The following is a 20,081-nucleotide window of genomic DNA, read 5'->3' as shown; positions in this document are numbered from 1 at the left end:
CGACCCGGCGCGATGCCGACGGCCGGTCAGCCGTCCTCCCCGGGGCTGGTCGAGGGGGGCCGGCCGTCCGCGACCAGCAGCGTCCCGAGCGCCGTCCGCTCGTGCGTCACCGATCGGCCGGTCCGCCGCGTCGCCAGCAGCCCCGCGCCCCGCAGCGCGGCCGCGTGGGCGGAGGCCGTCGCGTTGCTCACCCGGAGGGCGCGGGCCAGCTCCGTGGTGGAGTGGGGTCCGGAGAGGAGGCGCAGGAGTTCGGCGCGGGTGCGGCCGAGGACGGGCGCCAAGGCGTCGTCGGGCCCGGCCTCCCCCTCGGGTACGGGTGGGAGGCCGGGGCCCGCCGGGTACGTGAGGACCACGGCGCGGCCCGGGAGGTCCTGGAGGAGCGGGCCCGCCGGGTGGTGGAAGGTCGGCAGCAGGACGAGGCCCCGGCCCCCGAGGCGCACGTCGCGCGCCGCGGCGCCCGGCCACTCCCAGACGCCCTCGTGGAAGCGGCTGCCCGGGGCCAGGGCGGTCAGCCCGGCGGCCGTTCCGTGTGCGGCGACGGTCAGGGCGTGGCGGGCGAACTCGTCGCGGTGCAGGTCCTGGACGACGGGCCACACCGGGGCGAGCACCGTCTCGTACGCGGCCCGCTGGGCGCGGTGCACGGTGCGCCAGGCCGTCTCCTCGCCCGCGTGCAGGTCTCGGACCCAGCGGGGCGCGGGCCGCCCCGCCCCGTACACCCGCTCCAGTTCCCGGCGGACGGTGTCGGGGTCCGTGGACCGGATCCGTTCGAAGCTCGCCGTGAGCGTGTCGCCGAGGACGTCGAGGAAGGCGGGCGGGCGGCCTGCCGGGACGAGGTCGGCGAGCGGTTCGGAGGCGGCGGGGAGGGTGCGGAGCACGCGGTCCCGCCACCGGCCGAACAGCGGCTCGCGGCGGGGCGCGACGGCCGTCGTCAGGGCGGCGTGCAGCTCCTGCAGCGGTGCCGGGCGCGGGGCGAAGCGGACCCCCGCGACGTCGTCCACCGTGAAATGGATGCGCAGCACCCGCACGACCCCTCGCTCGACACCAGCCTTTCGGGCAGGGCCTGAACCTTCGCGCGGGCCCCCGCCCCGCACCAAGGATGCCTCCATGACGACGAACCACGCCATCAGCCGCCGCACCCTGGTCGCGGGGGCGCTCCTCGGCACCGCCTCCGCTCTGCTGCCCGCGAGCGCCTCGGCGCGGGCCGCCGCCGCGGGGACTCCCGGATCGCCGCTCCGGCTGTCGGCGCCGACCGGTCCGCACCCCGTCGGCCTGCGCACGGTCCACCTCACCGATCCCTCCCGTACCGACCCGTGGGTGGGCGGGGCCCGGGAGGTGATGCTCACGGTGCTGTACCCGGCCCGTACCGTCCGCGGCTTCCCGCGCGCCCCGCAGCTCTCGCCCGCCGCCGCCGAGGTCTTCGCCGGTCTCGCCCCGCACGTGCACCGGGGGCTTCCGGAGCCGGGGGCGGTGGACTGGGGCGCGGTCCTCACCCACGGGCACGTGGACGCGCCGCCGCTGCCCGGGCGCCGCCCGGTGCTGCTGTACGGCCCGGGCGGCGGCGACTCCCGGACCCTCGGCACGGGTCTCGCCGAGGATCTGGCGAGCCACGGCCGGGTCGTCGTCCTCGTCGACCATCCCGGCGACGCGACGCAGGTGGAGCTCCCGAGCGGCATGCGGACGACCGTGCTGTTCGGCCCGCCGGACCCGGCGACCTTCCGCACGATGATCGACACCCGGGTCGCGGACCTCCGCTTCGTCCTCGACCGGCTCGGCGGGCTGCCGACGGCCCCGGTCATGGACACGGGCCGGATCGGGGTCTACGGGCACTCGGCCGGCGGGACCGCCGCCGTGTACGCGGCGCACGCCGACCGGCGGATCGGCGCCGTGGCGAACCTGGAGGGCTACCTCGACCTCCATCCCCTCGGCGCCCCCGCCCGCTTCGACCGTCCGCTGCTGCTCCTGCGCACCGACGGCTTCGACGGCGCCGCCCGCATCGACCGCTCGTGGGCCGGGCTGACCGCCGAGCGTGCCCGGCTCACCCGGAGCGGCCACTGGGCGTTCACCGACTACGCCGCGCTCGTCCCGCAGCTCCAGGCCGCCGGGCTCGTGACGGCCGCCGCGCGGGCCGAGCTGGTCGGCACCGGCGCCCCGGCGCGGATCGGGGCGGAGCTCCGGCACCGGGTCGGGTCCTTCTTCGACCGCCGGCTCCGGCAGCCGCGCGGCCCCGAAGTGCCCCGGCTCCGGTGAGGGTTGTCGTACCTGCAGGCTAGGTTGATCAGATGACGACAGAGACGAGCGAGAACGTGCGCATCAGGCCCCAGCGGTTCCACGAGACCGAGGGGCTCGGGGACTGGCGGGTCGTGGGCGAGGGAGCGTGCGCCTTTTTCCGCACCGGGTCGTTCGCGGTCGGCGCCCGGCTCGTGCAGGCGATCGGCGAACTGCCCGGCCTGGGCGACGGCAGCCCGGACGTGGACCTGCGGGAGGAGGGCGTGACGGTCCGGCTGATCACGGTCACGGACGCCTATTACGGGCTGACCGAGCGGCACATCGAGCTGGCCCGGGGGATCTCGGCCGCGGCGCGCTCGCTGGGCGTCCCGGCCGACCCGGCCGCTGTCCAGACCGTGCAGGTCACGGTCGACGCCCTGTCGGGCGCCGCCGTGGTGCCGTTCTGGCGTGCCCTGCTCGGCTACGAGGACCGTGCGGGGAGCGACGAGGACCTGATCGACCCCCGCCGCCGCGGGGCGCCCTTCTACTTCCAGGGGATGGACGCACCGCGCCCGCAGCGCAACCGGCTGCACGTCGACGTGTGGGTGCCGTACGACCGGGCGGAGGAGCGGATCGCCGCCGCGCTCGCGGCCGGCGGGCGCCTGGTGGACGACGCCGACGCGCCGTCCAACTGGGTGCTGGCCGACCCCGAGGGGAACGAGGCGTGCGTCGGCGTGGCGGGGGCCGCCCCGACCGGTCGCCGAGCGCTCCTGACGGGGCGGCCCCGCCGTCAGGCCAGCACGTTCAGGGCGCCGGGGCGGACCCGGAGGGTCACCGGCAGGGTCGCGTCGACCTCGCCGTCGGCGCCGTACGGGAGGGGGCGGTCGGCTTCGATGCGGATCTCCGTGCCGCGCAGGATCTCCACCTCGGGGCGCTGGACGTGCACGCCCGTCTTCAGCTCGTTCATCATGGCGAAGAAGAGGCGTTTGGGCGCCTGCTTGATGACGACGACGTCGAGCACGCCGTCGTCGACGCGGGCGCCCGGCGCGACCTTCCTCCCGAAGCCGTAGAAGCCGGAGTTGGCGGCGACCACGGTGTAGCCGGTGCGCTCGTGGAGCGTCCCGTCGACCGTGATCCGGTACGTGGCGGGCTTCCAGGCGAGGACCGCCCGCAGCCCGCCCGCGTAGTAGGAGGCGGCGCCGCGGAGCAGCCGGGAGGCGTTGGCGTGGCGGTTGGCGACCGCGTCGACGCCCGCGTACACGCTGCCGAGGACGCAGACCCGCGCGTGCCGGGCCGACTCCACCTCGATGGTGTCGACGGCCCGCGGTGCGCCGTCGAGCAGGACCTTCGCCAGGCCCGGGGCGTCGGTGGGAAGCCCCAGGGCGCGGGCGAAGTCGTTGCCCCGGCCGGCCGGGACCAGGCCGAAGACCGTGTCCGTGCCGCTCAGCGCGCCGCCGACGGTGCCGGCCATGCCGTCACCGCCGACGGCGAGCACGACGTGCCCCTTCACTCCCGCGTCCCGGGCGAGTTCCTGGGCGTGCTCCAGGCTGCGGCTGTAGACGGTGTCGAGTGCCGCACCCGCCTCCCTGAGCAGCCGGGCCAGCGGGAGCAGGCCCGCCGTGCCGCTGGAACCCCCTGCGGTGGGGTTGACGACGGCGGTGAACTGTCGCATGGATCTGGCCTCCGGGCGGCAGGAGAAGGGGTCGGGAGGAAGGTGCGGATGGGGGTCCCGCGGGTCAGCGGAGCGGGATGAGGACCCCGGGGCTGAGCACGCCGGACGGGTCGACCTCGGCCTTGACCGCCTGCAGCATGCGGATGCCGAGGGGGCCGATCTCGCCGGCGTACCAGTCGCGGTGGTCGGTGCCGACGCCGTGGTGGTGGCTGATGGTGCCGCCCGCCGCCAGGATGGCGTCGTTGGCCGCCCGCTTCACCGGCGCCCAGTGGGCGACGGCGTCCTCGCCCTGCGCGGAGACGACGGTGAAGTAGAGCGAGGCCCCGTTCTCGTACGTGTGCGAGATGTGGCACATGACGAGCGGCGGGGTGCCAGCCTCGGTGAGGGTCCGGGTCAGGGTGTCGCGGACCGCCGCGTAGAGGCCGGGGACCGCGGACCAGAAGGCGGCGGTCTCCAGCGTCTCGGCGAAGGCGCCGGCGTCGAGCAGGGCGTCGCGCAGGTAGGGCGCGTTGTAGCGGCCGTGCTCCCACTTGTCGCCGGGCTCCTCGCCGATGAACTCGCCGTCGCAGGCGAGGAGGACCTCACGGACGGCGGTGCGGCGGGCGGCGGTCTCCTCCTCGGTGCCCTCGAAGCCGACGATGGCCATGCAGCCCGGGTTCGGCGGGAGTTCGGCGTCGCCGATGGCGTCCGGCTGGGCGAGTCCGATGAAGGTCTCCGACTCGTCGGAGAGGCGGAGCACGGTGGGCCGCGGGCCGTCCTGGGAGAGCCGGCGCAATGCGGCCGTGCCCGCCTCGAAGGAGGCGAAGCGCCAGCCCTCGTAGACGCGCGTGGAGGGGAGGGGCCGGACGCGGACGGTGACCGCGGTGATGACGCCGAGGGCGCCTTCGGAGCCGAGGATCAGCTGGCGCAGGTCGGGGCCGGCCGCCGAGCGCGGGGCACGGCCGGACTCCAGGGTGCCTTCGGGGGTGGCGACGGTCAGGCCGAGGACCATCTCGTCGAAGCGTCCGTAGCCGGCCGAGGCCTGGCCGCTGGAGCGGGCGGCGGCGAAGCCGCCGACGGTGGCCCATTCGAAGGACTGCGGGAAGTGGCCGAGCGTCCAGCCCCGGGCGTTGAGGAGCGCCTCGGCCTCCGGGCCGCGCAGGCCGGGCTGCAGGGTCGCGGTGCGCGAGACCTCGTCCACGGCGAGGAGCCGGTCGAGCCGACGGAGGTCCAGGGCGACGAAGGGCCGCTTGGTGGTGGGCGCGAGGCCGCCGACGACGGAGGTGCCGCCGCCGAACGGGACCGCGGACAGGCCGTGGTCTGCGCAGGCGCGCAGCACGGCGAGGACCTCGTCGTGGTCGGCGGGGAGCACCACGGCGGCCGGGATGTCGTCGACCTCGCCGGCGCGGATGCGCAGCAGGTCGGGGGTCGACTTGCCGCGGGTGTGCCGGATGCGGCTCTCGGCGTCGTCGCGCACGCCGTCGGGTGCGGCGACGGCGGCGCGCAGGGCCCCGTTCGCCTCGTCGGTCAGCGCCGGGGCGGGCGCTTCGATGTGGGCGAGGGCGGACGGGCCGCTCTCGCGGGGGGTGACGCCGAGCAGGTCCCGCAGCAGGCCGGTGACCGATTCGGGCAGGGGCGCCGCCTTGGCCGGGTCGCCCCAGCCGCTCCACAACATGTCCACTTCGAGAGCTTCCTCACGGTCTGTTTCACGGACGGCGCTGCCAATCGGCCCGCGCTGGCATTACACTGTGACAGATGACGCCCATTCGTCACAACCATGCGGACGCAGATCCCGTGCTCGACGCCGCTCGCGACTGCGTCCTCGCCGTCGGTGTACGGCGGACCACCCTCACCGACGTCGCCCGGCGCGCGGGCGTGTCCCGGATGACGCTCTACCGGCGCTGGCCCGATGTGCGCAGCCTCGTCGGCGACCTGATGACCCGTGAGTGGATCGCCGTCGCCGCCGGCGCCATGCCGCCCTCCGACGACGACCGGCCCGAGCGGGAGCGGATCGTCGAGGGGCTGGTCGCGGGGGCCACGGCGTTCCGGGCCCATCCGCTCTTCCACAAGATCCTCGACGTCGATCCCGAGCTGCTGCTGCCGTACATCCTCGACCGCCGGGGCGCCAGCCAGGACGCCCTGCTCGGACTCCTCCACACGGCGCTGGAGGACGGCCACGACGACGGATCCGTGCGGCGCGTCCGGCCGGACCTGCAGGCCCGGTCCCTGCTGCTCGTCGTCCAGTCCTTCACGCTGTCGATGCGCACGATGACCGAAGAGACCGATCCCGAACTGAGCGAAGCCGCCTTCCTCGACGAGCTGCGCACCCTGCTGGAGAGGACCCTCACGCCATGAACCCCACGAGCAGCACCGCCCTCCCCGGTTCCTCCCTCGACGCCGGGCGCCGCCGGAGCGAACTGGACCGGCTCGCCGACGGCGGGGCCGAGGCCGTCGTGGACGTCCTCGTCGTCGGGCTCGGCGCCACCGGGGCCGGAGCCGCGCTCGACGCGGCGACCCGCGGGCTCTCCGTCGCCGCGATCGACGCCCACGACCTCGCGTTCGGCACCTCCCGCTGGAGCTCCAAGCTGATCCACGGCGGGCTGCGCTACCTCGCCTCGGGCCAGCTCGACGTCGCCCACGAGAGCGCCGTCGAACGCGGCATCCTCATGGAGCGCACCGCCCCCCACCTCGTGCGCGCCCAGCCCTTCGTGCTGCCCCTCACCCCGCTCGTCAGCCGCGGCCAGGCCGCCCTCGCCCGCGCCGGTTTCCTCGCCGGCGACATGCTGCGCGTCGGCGCCCGCACCTCGCGCCGCACACTGCCGCAGCCGCGCACGCTCTCCGCCGTCGAGACCCGCCACCTCGCCCCGGCGCTGCGCCCGGTCGGGCTGCGCGGCGGCCTCCTGTCCTGGGACGGGCGGCTCACCGACGACGCCCGTCTGGTCACCGCGATCGCCCGCACCGCCGCCGCCCACGGCGCCCGCGTCCTCACCCGCACCCGGGCCCTCGAACTCCACGGCGACGGCGCCCTGGTCCGCGACGAGACCACCGGCCAGGAGCTGCGCGTCCGGGCCCGTGCCGTGGTCAACGCGGCCGGTGTCTGGGCGGGCGGCCTCGTCCCCGACATCCGGCTTCGGCCCTCGCGCGGGACCCATCTCGTGCTGCGCTCCGAGACCCTCGGCGCGCTCTCGGCCGGCCTGCACATCCCGATCCCGGGCGAGACGAACCGCTTCGTCCTCGTCCTGCCGCAGGGGGACGGGCGCGTGTACGTCGGCCTCACCGACGAGCCCGTGGACGGAGACGTGCCCGACGTGCCGGAGGTCCCGGAGACCGACATCGGCTTCCTGCTCGACGTACTCGGCTCCGCGCTGGACGTCACCGTCCAGCGCTCCGACGTGGTCGGGGCGTTCGCGGGCCTGCGGCCCCTGCTCGACACCCGGGACGAGGCCGGCCGCACCGCCGACATCTCGCGCAAGCACGCCGTGCTGACCTCGCCCGACGGCGTCGTCACGGTCGTCGGCGGCAAGCTGACGACCTACCGCCGGATGGCCCAGGACGCCGTCGACGCCGCCGTGGCCGCCCGCGGCCTGACCGCCGGCCCGTGCCGCACCGCCTCGCTCCCCCTCGTCGGCGCCGCGAGTCCGCGCACGCTCGCCGGACTCGACCTCCCGGCCCGCCTCGTGCAGCGCTACGGGGCCGAGGCGGCGGGCGTCCACGCGCTCGGCGCCGAGGACCCGGCACTCGCGCGGCCCGTCGTGCCGGGCCACCCCGTCACCGGCGCCGAACTCCTGTGGGCGGTCCGCCACGAAGGCGCCCTCGACGTCGCCGACCTGCTCGACCGCCGCACGCGCATCGGCCTGGTCCCGGAGGACCGCGCCCTCGCCGAGGAGGCGGCCCGGGAGGCGCTGGCCCGGGGCGCCCGGGTGGGGTGACCCGCGCGGCGCGGCCCGCCCCCGGCAGCGGGGGCGGGCCGGCCGGTCAGCGGCCCTGGAGGGCCTTGACGTTGTTCCCGAAGGTCCAGCCCTTCGAGCCGTCCCAGTTCGCCGACCAGGTCATCAGCCCCTTGAGCGCCCCGCCGTAGCGGTTCCACGCCTGGGCCACCAGGGAGGGCGACATGTAGCCGCCGCCCGCGCCGGGCTGCGCGGGCAGACCCGGGACCTGCTTGTCGTACGGGACCTTGATCGTGGTGCCCTGGACCACCAGGCCGCGGTTGAGACAGTCGGTCTGCGCGACGAATCCGGCGACGGTGCCCGCCGAGTAGGAGTCGCCCGAGCACCCGTACATGCTGCCGTTGTAGTACTGCATGTTGAGCCACCACAGGCGCCCGTTGTCCGCGTACTTCTTCACGATCGGGAGGTACGCGCCCCAGATCGAGCCGTACGCGACGCTGCCGCCCGTGACGTACGCCGTCTCCGGCGCCATCGTGAGGCCGAACCCGGCGGGCATGCGGGCCAGGACCCCGTCGATGATGTACGTCAGGTTGGCCTGCGAGGCGGAGAGCGTGCCGATGCTGCCGCTGCCCACCAGACCGGTCTCGATGTCGATGTCGATGCCGTCGAAGTTGTACTTCTGCAGGATCGGGACGATGGTCGCGACGAACCGGTCGGCGACCGCGCGGGAGTTCAGGTCGATGCCCGCGGCGGCGCCGCCGATCGACATCAGGATCGTGGCCCCCGCCGCCTTGGCGTTGCACATCTGCGCGGGGGTGGAGACCTTGACGGTGCTGTCCATGCCGTCCTCCCACAGCACCGTCCCGTCCGAACGGATCACCGGGAAGGCGGCGTTGATCACGTTGTAGCCGTGGGCCGCGAACCGCGGGTCGTCGATGGGCGCCCACCCGAACGGCGGGTGCACGCCGTTCGCCGCGCCGTCCCAGTTCTCCCAGTAGCCCTGGAGCACCTTTCCGGCGGGCTTGGGCTTGAGGGCGCAGGTGTCCGCGGCGGGGGCGGCGGGGGCGGACGCCGCCTGCGCGGCGGGGGCGGCGAGCGCGGTGGCGGCTAACAGGGCGGCGAGGCCCGCGCCGAGGGCGCGGGCGATCCGGCGAGCTGGCATGCGTGCTCCTTGGGACGTGGGGGGATGGGGAACGGTCCGGGGCAGGGCGTGCACTCAAGCCGACGGTAGGTTGGTCCAGACCATTCGTCAACAGGGCTGCTGCGGCTGGAAGTCGGCGACTTCCATGGGACAGGAACAGCGGCGCCTGCGATTCATCCGACCCCTCCGGCCCTCACGGGCCCGGGGTCACGCGTCCTGGATGCGACGGAAGGGGCGGTCCGCCTCCAGTTCGAACGCGAGCTCCAGCAGGGTGCGTTCACCGCCGGGGCGGCCCGAGAACATGACCCCGACGGGCAGCCCGTCCTCCGTGGCGGCCGCGGCGGGCAGCGAGAGGGACGGCGTGCCGACGACGTTGTTGACCGGGGTGAACGCGACGTACGCGAGGATCCGCTCGATCAGCTCCTCGTACGGAACGGCCGGGCTGAGGTGCCCGATCGGCGGCGTGGTGTGGGCGAGCACCGGCGAGAGGACGAGGTCGAAGCCGCGGAACGACGCCGCGTACGCCTCCCTCGTGCGCTTCAGGCGCCGCAGCACACCCGGCGTGCGCCGCCAGTCCTTCACGTACGCCTCGCGCAGGCCCCGGCTGAGGCCGTCCATGCGGTGGCGGTCGAAGCCCGCTCCCAGGGTGCGGCCGGTGACTCCCAGGAGGAACGACAACAGCCCCCAGTACGTGAGGAAGTCGTCGGTGAAGCGGGGGTCGATCCGCAGCTCCACCGGCTCCACCGTGTGCCCGAGGCGTTCGAGGCGCGCCACCGTCTCCGTGACGGCCGCGCGGGTGGCGGTGTCGGCGTGGACGCCGTTCGGCGAGTCCACCAGGAACCCGATGCGCAGCCGGCGCCGCGCGGGGCCCTCGACCAGGCCCACCGGCGGGAGCCTGGGGTTGCGCCAGTGCGCCTCCGCGGCGGCGAGGAAGGCCGCCGTGTCCCGTACGGAGCGGCTCACGACGCCGTCGGAGACGATGTCCAGCGGGAGCCGGCCGCTCTGGTCGTTCGTCACGACCCGGCCGCGGGTCGGCTTGAGGCCGACCAGGCCGCAGCAGGCGGCGGGGATGCGGATCGATCCGCCGCCGTCGTTGGCGTGCGCGATCGGCACCGCGCCGGCGGCGACCAGCGCCGCGCTGCCGCCCGAGGAACCTCCGGCCGAGAAGCCCGTGTTCCACGGGTTGCGGACCGGCTCGCCGGTCTCGTACTCCGTGCTCGGGCTGAACCCGAACTCGGGCAGCCGGGTCTTGCCGAGCACCGTGACGCCGCTGCTCAGGAACTGCCTGGTGAAGGGCGCGTGGCGGCGCGCGGGCCGCGGCTCGAAGGCCGCGCTGCCGTGCCCGGTGGGCAGCCCCAGGTAGTCCGTGTTGTCCTTCACGAAGCTCGGGACCCCGGCGAGCGCCCCGGCGGCGGACCCCGCCCGCGATACGGGAACGTCGACGTGCGTCTGCACCGCGTGGAGCCGCTCCTCGACCGCCCGGACCCGCTCCGCGGCGTCCCGGGCGGCCTCCGCCGCGCCGACCTCGCCGCGCCGGATCGCCGCCGCCAGCCCGACGGCGTCGTGCTCTCCCAGGGAGTCGTCCCGGAAGGCGTGCACCGTGGCCCGTTCCTCGAAAGTCGTCACCGTTACCTCAGCCCCCGGCTGCCGCGTGGATGTGGACCGCCATCATGACTTACCGCCGGGTAACAGGCGAGGGTTCACGCCCCGACCCGCCCCGACCGTCCCCTCGGACGGCGGGTCGGACCTCGGCGATTCGGCCACTCGGACGAGAGGGCGCGACCCTCGCCCCGCAAGGGTCGATGCACCAGGCACGAACACACTTTCGCTCAAGCAAGGGCTTCACACCGTGTCCGAAATACATGCGTTCGAGAGGCCAGGCTGCCTCGTTGAGCCCGGCGACACATCGGATCACTCCCCTCTCGGAGGCGCCATGGACCCCCTTCAGCGGCTTCCGGCCGGACCGCCCCGCACCGCGGCGGGCCACCCGTACACGGAGCCGGGGTGGGCGAGGTGCCCGGCTCCGGCGCGACGGCGCTGCCGACCGACGGAGAGGAGTCGCCCGCGCCCCGGCCGTCCGCCGCACGCCACAAGGAGCCCGTCGACGTCCACCTGATGGCCGTCCGGGAGGGTCCGACCGGCACCGAGGTACTGCTGTCCCGTCGGGCCGGCGGGGTGTACGCGGCGGGGATGTGGCACCTCCCGTCGGGGCACCTCGACGGGCCCCACGAGGACGTCGTCACCGCCGTCGTGCGCGAGGCGTACGAGGAGACCGGGCTCGTGGCGGATCCGGCCGACGTCCGCGCGGCCCTCACCGTGCACCACCGGGCGCCGGCCGGGAGCGCACGGGTCGGGTTCTTCTTCGAGGTGCGCCGCTGGCGGGGCACGCCGCGGATCAGGGAGCCGGAGGTGTGCGACGGCATGAACTGGTTCCCGCTCGACGCGCTGCCGGAGCCGATCGTCGCCTACTGCCGGGCCGGGCTGGACGCCTATCGCGCGGAGGCGCGGATCGCGGTCCACTTCCAGGAGCCCGGCGATCCCGTCGCGTACGACCCGGGCTGCGACCGTTCACGGTTCCTTCCCGGGCCGGACGCACCGGGGCCGGGGCTCCAGGGGCCGCCCGGCTAGGGTGAACGACGTGCGCGTACTGCTCGTCGAGGATGACGAAAACCTCCGTTTCGGTGTGGCCGCCGCCCTGCGGGCGGCGGGCCTCGCCGTCGACGAGGTGGCCGATCTGCCGCAGGCGGACGAGGCGCTGTTCATCACGGCGTACGACTGCGCGGTGTTCGACCGGATGCTGCCGTCCGGGGACGCCGCGGACTTCGTCGACGGGCTGCGGCGCGCGGGGCAGGGCGTGCCCGTGCTGTTCCTGACCGCGCGGGACACGGTGGCGGACCGGGTGGAGGGGTTCGCGCGCGGGGGCGACGACTACCTGGTCAAGCCGTTCGCCGTGCCCGAGCTGGTCGCCCGGGTACGGAGCCTGTGCCGGCGGGCGGCGACGGTGCGGCCGCCGGTGCACCGCGTCGGGGACCTGGAGGTCGACACGGCCCGGCGGCAGGTGCGGCGGGCCGGTGTGCTGCTGACGCTGACGAGCCGGGAGTTCGCGGTCCTCGAAGTGCTCGCCGCGCGCGCCGACCAGGCCGTCACCCGCGCCGAGTTGGTCGAGAGCTGCTGGGACGAGATGGCGGAGCCCCAGTCCAACGTCCTCGAAGTGCTCGTCTCCCAGCTGCGCCGGAAGCTCGGCGCGCCGGCGCTGATCCACACGGTGCGCGGGGTCGGCTACCGGCTCGCTCCCGGCGACGCGCGATGAGCGTCGACCCCCTCCGCCGGGCCCGCACCCGGGCGCGGACGCGGGCGCAGGCCCTCACGCCGACCGCACGGGTCGTGCGCCTGCGGCGGCGGATCAGCCTGCTGTTCGCCCTGACCAGCGCCGTCGGGCTGGTCGCGATGGCCGTCCTCGCCGTCCGCAGCGACAGCGCGCGCTGGCGGGAGCAGCTCGACCACGCCATGGACGCGGACACCAGCTGGGCCCTCGGACTGCTGGAGACCGACGAGAGCGGGCGGCTGGACACCGGCGTGCTGGCGGAGACGGTCAACACCGACTGCCCGCCCCTGACCGTGCTCCTCGCGGCCGACGACGACCCCGGCCGGGTGACCGTCCAGCACGCGCCGTCCAAGGCCTGCCTGTCCGTGGACCCCGCCGTGGTCCTGGAGGCCGGGAGCGCGGCCGTGCGCGCCGACGACACCCGGGCCTTCGACCGGCGCACCCGGGACGGCAGGCCGGTACGGGTCTTCGCACAGCCCTTCTACGCCCCCGAGGCGGCCGAGGACGAGGGTCCCCAGGGCGTGCTCGTCGCCCTGGCCGACGCAACCGGACCCCGGGCCGACCACCAGCGGCTCGTCTGGATCGTGACGGGCGGCTGCGCTGTGCTGGTGCTGCTGTCGGCGGCGGTCGGGCACGTCCTGTCCGGGCGGGCGGTCCGACCGGCGCTCGCGGCGCTCGGCCAGCAGGAGGCGTTCCTCGCGGACGCGGCACACGATCTGCGCACCCCGACGGCCTCGCTGCGCACGCTCGCCGAGACGGCGCTGCGCGGCGAGACCGACGGCGCGGAGGTCCACCGGCGCACCCTGCGCCTGGCGGAGGGCATGGGCCGACTGGTCGACGGGCTGCTGACCCGGGCCCGCCTCATGTCGGGCACCGCCTCGGTGGCCCGCCAGCCCCTGCGGCTGGACCAGTTGGTGGAGGCCGTCGTCGACGAGGCCCCCGTGGCGGACCACCGGGTCCGGGTCGAGGCCAAGGAGACCGTCGTGGTGGCCGACCCCGACCTGGTCCGCCGGGCCGTCGGCAACCTGCTCGGGAACGCGCTCGCGCACGGCCACGCGCCGGGGGTCCCGGCGGACGTGCTGATCACCGTCACCCGGGACGGCACGGTGACGGTCGAGGACGCCGGTCCCGGGCTGCCCCCGGAGGTGGCGGGCGCGCTGTTCGAACGCTTCCGCAGCGGTTCCGGTTCCACGGGACTCGGCCTGTCCATCGCGTCCTGGGTCGCCCACGCCCACGGCGGCACGCTGTCGGCGGAGCGGGGAACGCGGGGCGAGCGGGGCGGGGCCCGGTTCGTCCTGAGGCTGCCGACGTCGGGCTGAGCTACGGTGCCTGCCGCCCCCGGCCGGGCCGCCGCCTCAGCAAATCCTCAGCATCGCCGCGTGATCATTCCCTGGACCGACCAGCTACGGGAGTACCTCGTGATCCGCGCCGCCGCCGCACCCCGCCGTCAGGCCTTCGTCATCGCCCTCGCCGTCCTCGGCACCACCACCCTGGCCGCGTGCACGGCGGGGAGCGCGGCGGACCCGGGACGCCCGGGTTCCGCGGCCGCCTCGGCCGATCCCGCCGACCGTCCCGACCTGCGGCGCTTCTACGGGCAGCGGCTCGCATGGCGGGCCTGCGGCGACGCCTACCAGTGCGCGGAGCTCACCGTGCCGATGGACTACTCCCGCCCCGCCGACGGCAAGACCTTCGTCCTGCCGGTGGCGAAGGCGGCCACCTCGACCGCCGGCAAGCGCGTCGGCTCCCTCCTCTACAACCCGGGCGGCCCGGGCGAACGGGGCGTGCAGGCGCTGAAGGACGGACTCGCCGACGAGCTCGGCCGCGGTGTGCGCGAGCACTTCGACATCGTGTCCTTCGATCCGCGCGGCGTCGGGGAGAGCAAGCCGGCCCTGACCTGCCTGACCACGACGGACGCGGGTGCGGAGGCCGCCGACCGGTCCCCGGAGTCGGCCGACGCCCCGCTCTACCCCCGTACCGCCTCCGAACGCGCCGAAGCCCTCGCGGGCGCGCAGGCGACGGCCGACGCCTGCCGCGAGGCCAGCGGGCCGCTGCTCCCGCACGTCGGGACGGCCGACGCGGCCCGGGACCTGGACGTGCTGCGGGCGGCGCTCGGCGAGCGGAAGCTCACGTACGTCGGCTGGTCGTACGGGACGAGCCTGGGCACCTCGTACGCCGAGCAGTTCCCTCGGCGGGTCCGCGCGATGGTGCTGGACGGGGCGGTCGACCCGTCGCTGGACTGGCGGCAGCGGATGCTGGGCCAGGCGACGGGCTTCCGGGACGCCGTCGCGGACTACGCGGAGTCCTGCGCGGCCACCGCCGGCGAGGCCTGCCCCGGCGCCACGCCCGACGAGATACGCACGCTGATCGACCGGCTGCTCCGGCGGGCGCAGTCCGAGCCGCTGCCGGTGGCCGGTTCCGAGGACGGCCTCGACGCGGCGGGCCTGGTCTCGGCGCTGAGCCTGTCCATGTACACGCCGGAGGCGCAGTGGCAGGGCCTGTCGGAGGCGCTGCGCGAGGCGGACGGCGGGGACGCCACGAAGCTCGCCGCCCTGGCGACGGGAGAGGAGGAACCGGAACCGACCGGTGACGAGGCCGGCGCCTCCGACGAGACCCCGTCCGACTCACCCGACTCACCCGACTCGTCAGACTCCCCCGCCGTCCCCGAGGACAACAGCGAAGCGGCCCTCATCGCGGTCAACTGCCTGGACGTCCCGCACCCGCGCGACGAGCGGGCCTACTGGAACGCGCTGGCCCCCGCGGACAAGGCCGCGGGCGTGTACGGCACTTCCGGCGTGACGAGCGAGCTGGTCTGCAAGGACTGGCCCGCCGGCGACCAGCAGCCGCACCGGGTGAACGCCGCCGGGGTTCCGCCCGTCCTCGTCGTGGGCACGGCCGGCGACCCGGCCACCCCGTACGGCGAGGCGGTCAGCCTGGCGCGGCAGTTCCCCGGCGGCATGCTGCTGTCCTTCGAGGCGCCGGGCCACACCGGGTACGGCCGCAACGCCTGCGTCGACCGGAAGGTCGAGGACTACCTGGTGTCCCTCGAGAAGGTCCGTCCCGGTACGACCTGCGCCCCGTGAGGGCCCCGGTCCTCGTGGCTCACGGCCCCCGCCACGCCCTCGGTGGCGGGGGCGCCCCGCGGGAGTGCGCGACGACCACCGGCGCTCACCCCCGCGGGTGATCCGGACGGCCTCGCGTGCGCGGTGCCTCCGGGCCGGGTAGCCCGTCCCTTCCGTCGCAACTCCACGGAAGGGAACGGATACTTGTCCTCCGACAGCGGCACCGATGCCAATCCCGACGCCGACACCGCCACCGCCACCGCCACCGACCCCACCCAGCCCGTCGAGACGTACCGCTACGTCCAGCCGAAGCTCGCCGCCCTCGACGGCAAGCCCACCTCCCCCTGGGTGATGGTCCGCCGCCTCCCCCAGCTCGTCCGCAAAGGGCTCGCGCTCGGCTGGCGGGTCGACCGCCGTGCTGTCACGGTCCTGCTGTCCTGCCAGGCGCTGTCGGCCGTCCTGGAGGCGGCCGGGCTCGTGGCCACCGGCAGCACCATCACCTCGCTCGTCTCCTCCGGCGACATCCGCGAGCGGCTGACGGAGGCGCTGCCCTCCATCGTGCTCATCGCCGCCGCCGTCGCGGTGCGCGCCGTCCTCGGCATCGTCATCTCCAACGTCTCCTCGCGCCTCTCCCCGCGGATCTCCCGCGAGGCCGAGCTGGAGATGCTGCACGCCGCCGCCAACGCCGAGCTCACCGCGTACGACCATCCCGGCTTCAACGACAAGTGGGACCACGCCGACCGGGGCGCCGACGTCGCCAAGGACCTGATCACCGAGTCGCAGATGCTGATGTCCTGTCTCGCCTCGATCATCGCGGCGGCCGGCGTCGTCACGGTGCTGCACCCCGTGCTGCTGCCCCTGCTCGTGCTGGCCGTGCTCCCCCAGGCCCTCGCCCGGATGAAGGGCGCCCACCTGCACTGGGAGAGCAGCCGTGCCGTGTCCGCCGAGCGGCGCACGCTCGGGCACCTGCGCTGGTACATCGCCGACCGGCAGATCGCCGACCAGCTCCGGGCGGGCACGATGTTCGGCTTCCTCCTGGGGCGGTACCGCGAGATCGGCGCCCGCGTCGACGCCGTCACGGACCGGGCCATCCACCGGGGGGCCCGCTGGGCGTTCGCCGGCTCGCTCGCCGGCGGGGTCGCCTCGGCCGTCATGTGGGGCGCCCTGGTCGGGCTGCTCGCCACCGGCCGGATGACCCTGGCGACCGCCGGCACGGCCGTGTTCGCCCTGCAGACCGTCAGCAACAACCTGTACGGCATCGTCGGCTACGGCACCCAGATCTTCCGCACCGGCCTGTACGTCGACGACTGGGTCGACTTCATCACCGAGGCCGGCGGCCACCGCCTCGACCGTGGCGGCATCGTCCCCGGCCCGCCGCGGTCCGTACGCGCGGAGGACCTCTCGTACGCCTATCCCGAGGCCGACGAGCCCGCCCTCGACGGGATCACCCTGGAGGTACGGGCCGGGGAGGTCGTCGCCCTCGTCGGTGAGAACGGCTCCGGCAAGACCACGCTCTCCAAACTGCTCACCGGCCTCTACCTCCCCACCCGCGGCACGGTCACCTGGGACGCCCGGGACGTCCGCACCCTCGACCCGTACGCGATGTGGAAGCACACCGCCGTCGTCCCCCAGGTCTTCGCCCACTGGCCGCTCACCGCAGAGGAGAACATCACCCTCGGCCAGCCCCGCGCCGACGACCGGGAGTCGCTCCGCCAGGCCGCCGACCGCTCCGGCGCGGCGGAGGTCGTGCAGAGCCTCCGCAGCGGCTGGAACACGCTGCTCGCGCGCGAGTGGTTCGGCGGCGTCGAGCTCTCGGGCGGTCAGTGGCAGCGCCTCGCCATCGCCCGCGCGTTCTACCGTCCGGGCCTCCTCGTCCTCGACGAGCCCACGAGCGCCCTCGACGCCCGCGCCGAGCACCGGATCTTCGCCGGCCTGCGCGAGATCGCGAAGGACCGCCCGGTCGTCCTCGTCACCCACCGCCTCGCCAACGTCGCCGTGGCCGACCGCATCGTCGTGCTGAGCCACGGCCGGATCATCCAGCAGGGGACGTACACGGAACTCGCCGAATCCCCCGGCCTGTTCCGGGAGCTCCTCCAGTTGCAGAACGACCGGGGGATCCCGGAGCAGCGGTCGGGGGATTCGGATGCGGGGGCTGGGGCGAGTGCGGGGGCGAGTGCGTCGGCATCGCCGTCGACATCGGCATCGGCATCGGCATTTACGGACCCGGACCCGACCGCCTGACGCGGCGTGGGCCCGGGTCCCCTCCCGGTCCGGACCCGACGGGCCCGAACCGGGTCACTTGGCCAGCTTGCCCTGGGCGGTCACCGCGAACCACGTGCCGCCCACGCCCTGGCCGTTGGTGTCGCCGGGGGTCGTGTCGCCGGTGAACCAGTAGAGGGGCCAGCAGTCGATGGCGAGCTGCTCGGTGCCGTCCGGTCGGGTGTAGACGCTCAGCTTCTTCGGGTCGATCCCGTCCGTCTTCGCGAGGTCGACCGGCTTCGCGGGCCGCCACTTGTCCAGGCAGGCGCCGACGCAGTTGGACTTCATCGGCCAGGCGGTGTCCTTGGTGAAGCGGTAGAGGGTGCGACCCTTGCCGTCTCGGATGATCTTGCCGAGGCGGTCGTCGTCGCGGAGGGAGAGGGCGGGCAGCCCGCCCGTGCCCGCGCCGGGGGCGCCGGCCTTCCGGCCCTCGGGCGTCACGGCGAACCAGGTGCCTCCGACGCCCTGCCCGTTGGTCTGGCCGGGCGCCGTGTCCTTCGCGAAGCGGTAGACCGGCCAGCCCGCGACCGTCAGCTGGGTCAGGCCGTCGGCCCGCCGGACGGAGCCGGTGCGGGAGGCGTCCACGCCGCCGGGCTGGGTGCCGGCGGCGGGGACGGGCGGCCAGGCCTTGGCGCAGTCGCCCGCGCAGGCGGACGAGGAGGGGGAGGCGGTGTCCTTGTCGAAGCGGTAGAGGGTGAAGCCCGCGGCGTCGACGACGACCTGGCCGAGGCGGGCGTCGTCGCGGACGGCGAGCGGTCCGGTCGCCGTGGACGCGGAGGTCCCGCCGTTCGCGGCCGGCCCGGAGCCGTAGGCGTCGCCGCCGGAACCGTACGAACCGGCGGGCGCCGCCGCCCCCGCGGAGTTCTTCACCGCCGGCCGCGGCGCGGACCCGTCCCCCTCGGCCGGGCCCTGCGGACCGCAGGCCGTCGCTCCGAGCAGCAGCGCGGTGGCGGCCGCTGCGAGGGTGAGGTTGCGCAGGTTCGTCATGACAACTCCTCTAATCCGATGGTTCGTTGGCCTCTGTCGGCATCGGAGACACGCGGCCCGCTCGGGGCCGGTTCAACGGATTCGGGAAGTTCTCCGAGATTCTTCGGAGGGCGCGCCGCCGCTTGGAACGGAGCGGCGCCGACCGGCCCAGGACCCTGGTCCCGGAACTCGGCCGGCGCCGCCCCTCGCTCCGCTCCCCCGCCGGCGGCGGTCGCGCGAGCCCGCGGGGCCCTGGAGGGGCCCTAGAGGGGCACGGTCACGAACCGCTTCCCCGCCTCGTTCTCGACCACGACCGCCCGCGCGTCGCCCGGATCCACGGCGGCGGAACCGTCGAGCGAAGCGCCCTTGCCCTCGCCCATGTGAGCGCCGGCTCCGACGACCCAGCTGCCCGCGACCGTCTCGCCGCCGTCGCGGCCGACGACGATGAGCCGGCAGCGTTCCCCGGGCGGGAGGCCGGTGACGGCCGCGTGCACCCTCACCCAGCGGGCGGCCGGAGTCACCCGCACGGTCATCCGCGCGCCGGTGGCGGCATCGGTGGCCGAGGCGACGCGGGTGCCGGGCGGCGGCGTGGCGGGCACCGCGGTCTCGCTCGGCGGGGCCGTCGTCGGAGGCGGCAGGGCGACGGGGGGCTCCCCGGCGCCTCCCGGGACCGCCGTACCGGCCCAGAACACGCCCGCGAGGGCCGCGGCCGCCGCCAGGCCCGCGAGGGCTCCGCGCCGGCGTCGCGCGCGGTCGCGTTCGCCCCGCACCTGGCGCAGGGTGCGCTGCAGGAGCAGGTCGCCGCCGTCGGGCGGCCCGTCCAGGAACGCCTCCGGTGGCACCTCGCCGAGCGCCTCCTCCATCTCGCGCAACGCGGTCACCTCCTCCCGGCACGTGCCGCACCGCTCCACGTGTGCCGCGACGCGCCCGGCTTCGGCGTCGTCGAGGACGCCGAGCACGTAGGGACCGAGGAGGACCTCCTCCTCGTGCTGCTCGTGGCCCTGCCGGTTCACGCGACCACCTCCCTGAGTCCGGCGGGCCGCTGCGGCACGCTCGGCCGGTCGTCTTCCTTGAACGTCTCGCGCAGCGCTCTCAGCGCGTAGTGCGAGCGGGACTTCACCGTGCCCGCCGGGATGCCGAGGGCCTCGGCCACCTCGGCGACGCTGCGCTGCCGGTAGTACAACTCCCGCAGCACGTCCCGGTGCTCGGGCGAGAGCCGGTCGAGCGCGCCCAGCACGGTCATCGTGTCGACGACCGCGTCCGCGTGGTCCTCGGCGACCGGGGGCGTCGCGGGGGACTCCGCGATCTCGGCCGGGCGGGCGGCCCGGGCCCGGTAGCGGTCGGTGATGATGTTGCGGGCCACGGTCAGCAGCCAGCCGCGCACGGAGCCCTTGCCGTTGACCAGGGCGTCGGTGTGCCGCCAGGCCCGTATCAGGGTCTCCTGGACGACGTCCTCGGCTGCCGCCCGGTCGCCCGTCAAGCGGGTCGCGTACGCGAGCAGGGCGTTGCCGTGTTCCTCGTACACCGCCCTGATCAGCGCCTCGTCGGTCGAGCCCCGCCTGCCGCGGGGCCACAGTGGTCCGGCCAT

16 protein-coding genes and 1 pseudogene are annotated in these 20,081 nt (G+C 75.3%); 9 read left to right on the top strand and 8 right to left on the bottom strand.

Annotated features, from left to right (window positions below):
* Window positions 1-26: 26 nt before the first annotated feature.
* Window positions 27-1,019: a helix-turn-helix domain-containing protein gene (locus tag ABD981_RS02535; protein ID WP_046908197.1), complete on the bottom strand. Its 993-nt coding sequence runs from the start codon at window positions 1,017-1,019 to the stop codon at window positions 27-29.
* Window positions 1,020-1,104: 85 nt separating this feature from the next.
* Between ABD981_RS02535 and ABD981_RS02530 the strand changes: the two genes are divergently transcribed.
* Both ABD981_RS02530 and ABD981_RS02525 read left to right on the top strand, forming a co-directional pair.
* A complete protein-coding gene (locus ABD981_RS02530; protein WP_046908136.1) occupies window positions 1,105-2,247 on the top strand; it encodes an alpha/beta hydrolase in 1,143 nt (380 codons plus the stop codon).
* 32 nt (window positions 2,248-2,279) lie between these two features.
* Window positions 2,280-2,876: pseudogene (locus ABD981_RS02525) on the top strand (VOC family protein); the annotation flags it as partial.
* A gap of 119 nt (window positions 2,877-2,995) precedes the next feature.
* Here the strand turns inward: ABD981_RS02525 and ABD981_RS02520 are convergent.
* Window positions 2,996-3,877, bottom strand: coding sequence for a diacylglycerol/lipid kinase family protein (locus tag ABD981_RS02520; RefSeq protein ID WP_046908138.1), 882 nt, complete (start codon window positions 3,875-3,877; stop codon window positions 2,996-2,998).
* A 64-nt stretch (window positions 3,878-3,941) separates the two neighbouring features.
* Window positions 3,942-5,537, bottom strand: coding sequence for an FAD-binding oxidoreductase (locus tag ABD981_RS02515; RefSeq protein ID WP_046908139.1), 1,596 nt, complete (start codon window positions 5,535-5,537; stop codon window positions 3,942-3,944).
* Window positions 5,538-5,611: 74 nt separating this feature from the next.
* On the opposite strand from ABD981_RS02515, the gene ABD981_RS02510 reads away from it, so the two are divergent.
* Window positions 5,612-6,211 carry a TetR/AcrR family transcriptional regulator gene (locus ABD981_RS02510; protein WP_123954519.1) on the top strand — a complete coding sequence of 200 codons (600 nt, stop codon included), beginning with the start codon at window positions 5,612-5,614 and terminating at the stop codon, window positions 6,209-6,211.
* Window positions 6,208-7,785 carry a glycerol-3-phosphate dehydrogenase/oxidase gene (locus ABD981_RS02505; protein ID WP_046908141.1) on the top strand — a complete coding sequence of 526 codons (1,578 nt, stop codon included), beginning with the start codon at window positions 6,208-6,210 and terminating at the stop codon, window positions 7,783-7,785. Before ABD981_RS02510 ends, ABD981_RS02505 begins: the two co-directional genes overlap by 4 nt.
* Window positions 7,786-7,831: 46 nt before the next feature.
* On the opposite strand, the gene ABD981_RS02500 is transcribed toward ABD981_RS02505, so the two are convergent.
* On the bottom strand, window positions 7,832-8,905 hold the full coding sequence (locus ABD981_RS02500) for a chitinase (RefSeq protein WP_205628177.1): 1,074 nt from the start codon (window positions 8,903-8,905) through the stop codon (window positions 7,832-7,834).
* 186 nt (window positions 8,906-9,091) lie between these two features.
* Window positions 9,092-10,510 carry an amidase gene (locus tag ABD981_RS02495; RefSeq protein WP_046908142.1) on the bottom strand — a complete coding sequence of 473 codons (1,419 nt, stop codon included), beginning with the start codon at window positions 10,508-10,510 and terminating at the stop codon, window positions 9,092-9,094.
* Between the two features lie 378 nt (window positions 10,511-10,888).
* Between ABD981_RS02495 and ABD981_RS02490 the strand changes: the two genes are divergently transcribed.
* The 5 genes from ABD981_RS02490 (at window position 10,889) to ABD981_RS02470 (ending at window position 17,509) form a co-directional block, all read left to right on the top strand.
* Window positions 10,889-11,512, top strand: coding sequence for an NUDIX hydrolase (locus tag ABD981_RS02490; protein WP_240495247.1), 624 nt, complete (start codon window positions 10,889-10,891; stop codon window positions 11,510-11,512).
* Between the two features lie 10 nt (window positions 11,513-11,522).
* Window positions 11,523-12,194: a winged helix-turn-helix domain-containing protein gene (locus tag ABD981_RS02485; RefSeq protein ID WP_046908200.1), complete on the top strand. Its 672-nt coding sequence runs from the start codon at window positions 11,523-11,525 to the stop codon at window positions 12,192-12,194.
* Window positions 12,191-13,528, top strand: a complete 1,338-nt coding sequence (locus ABD981_RS02480; RefSeq protein ID WP_046908143.1) for a sensor histidine kinase — start codon at window positions 12,191-12,193, stop codon at window positions 13,526-13,528. The genes ABD981_RS02485 and ABD981_RS02480 overlap by 4 nt, the downstream gene beginning before the upstream one ends.
* Before the next feature lie 60 nt (window positions 13,529-13,588).
* Entirely contained in the window at window positions 13,589-15,289 is a 1,701-nt protein-coding gene (locus ABD981_RS02475) for an alpha/beta hydrolase (RefSeq protein WP_240495248.1), read from the top strand.
* A gap of 183 nt (window positions 15,290-15,472) precedes the next feature.
* Entirely contained in the window at window positions 15,473-17,509 is a 2,037-nt protein-coding gene (locus tag ABD981_RS02470) for an ABC transporter ATP-binding protein (RefSeq protein WP_240495249.1), read from the top strand.
* Between the two features lie 54 nt (window positions 17,510-17,563).
* Here ABD981_RS02470 and ABD981_RS02465 read toward each other — a convergent pair whose 3' ends face one another.
* The 3 genes from ABD981_RS02465 to ABD981_RS02455 all read right to left on the bottom strand — a co-directional run bounded on the left by ABD981_RS02465 (window position 17,564) and on the right by ABD981_RS02455 (window position 20,081).
* Window positions 17,564-18,514 carry an SCO0930 family lipoprotein gene (locus ABD981_RS02465; protein ID WP_046908145.1) on the bottom strand — a complete coding sequence of 317 codons (951 nt, stop codon included), beginning with the start codon at window positions 18,512-18,514 and terminating at the stop codon, window positions 17,564-17,566.
* 242 nt (window positions 18,515-18,756) lie between these two features.
* The gene (locus ABD981_RS02460; protein ID WP_046908146.1) at window positions 18,757-19,506 is read right to left on the bottom strand and encodes a zf-HC2 domain-containing protein; all 750 of its coding nucleotides are present in this window, start codon (window positions 19,504-19,506) and stop codon (window positions 18,757-18,759) included.
* Window positions 19,503-20,081 carry a sigma-70 family RNA polymerase sigma factor gene (locus ABD981_RS02455; protein WP_046908147.1) on the bottom strand — a complete coding sequence of 193 codons (579 nt, stop codon included), beginning with the start codon at window positions 20,079-20,081 and terminating at the stop codon, window positions 19,503-19,505. The genes ABD981_RS02460 and ABD981_RS02455 overlap by 4 nt, the downstream gene beginning before the upstream one ends.

The organism is Streptomyces showdoensis (assembly GCF_039535475.1).
Lineage (GTDB): Bacteria > Actinomycetota > Actinomycetes > Streptomycetales > Streptomycetaceae > Streptomyces > Streptomyces showdoensis.
This window is presented reverse-complemented; position numbering and strand designations above follow the sequence as displayed.

Bases quoted from the DNA above. Each gene is read 5' to 3' on its own strand.
- ABD981_RS02530 (WP_046908136.1), top strand. From the start codon at position 1,105: ATGACGACGAACCACGCCATCAGCCGCCGCACCCTGGTCGCGGGGGCG.
- ABD981_RS02520 (WP_046908138.1), bottom strand. From the start codon at position 3,877: ATGCGACAGTTCACCGCCGTCGTCAACCCCACCGCAGGGGGTTCCAGC.
- ABD981_RS02510 (WP_123954519.1), top strand. From the start codon at position 5,612: ATGACGCCCATTCGTCACAACCATGCGGACGCAGATCCCGTGCTCGAC.
- ABD981_RS02505 (WP_046908141.1), top strand. From the start codon at position 6,208: ATGAACCCCACGAGCAGCACCGCCCTCCCCGGTTCCTCCCTCGACGCC.
- ABD981_RS02500 (WP_205628177.1), bottom strand. From the start codon at position 8,905: ATGCCAGCTCGCCGGATCGCCCGCGCCCTCGGCGCGGGCCTCGCCGCC.
- ABD981_RS02480 (WP_046908143.1), top strand. From the start codon at position 12,191: ATGAGCGTCGACCCCCTCCGCCGGGCCCGCACCCGGGCGCGGACGCGG.
- ABD981_RS02465 (WP_046908145.1), bottom strand. From the start codon at position 18,514: ATGACGAACCTGCGCAACCTCACCCTCGCAGCGGCCGCCACCGCGCTG.
- ABD981_RS02455 (WP_046908147.1), bottom strand. From the start codon at position 20,081: ATGGCCGGACCACTGTGGCCCCGCGGCAGGCGGGGCTCGACCGACGAG.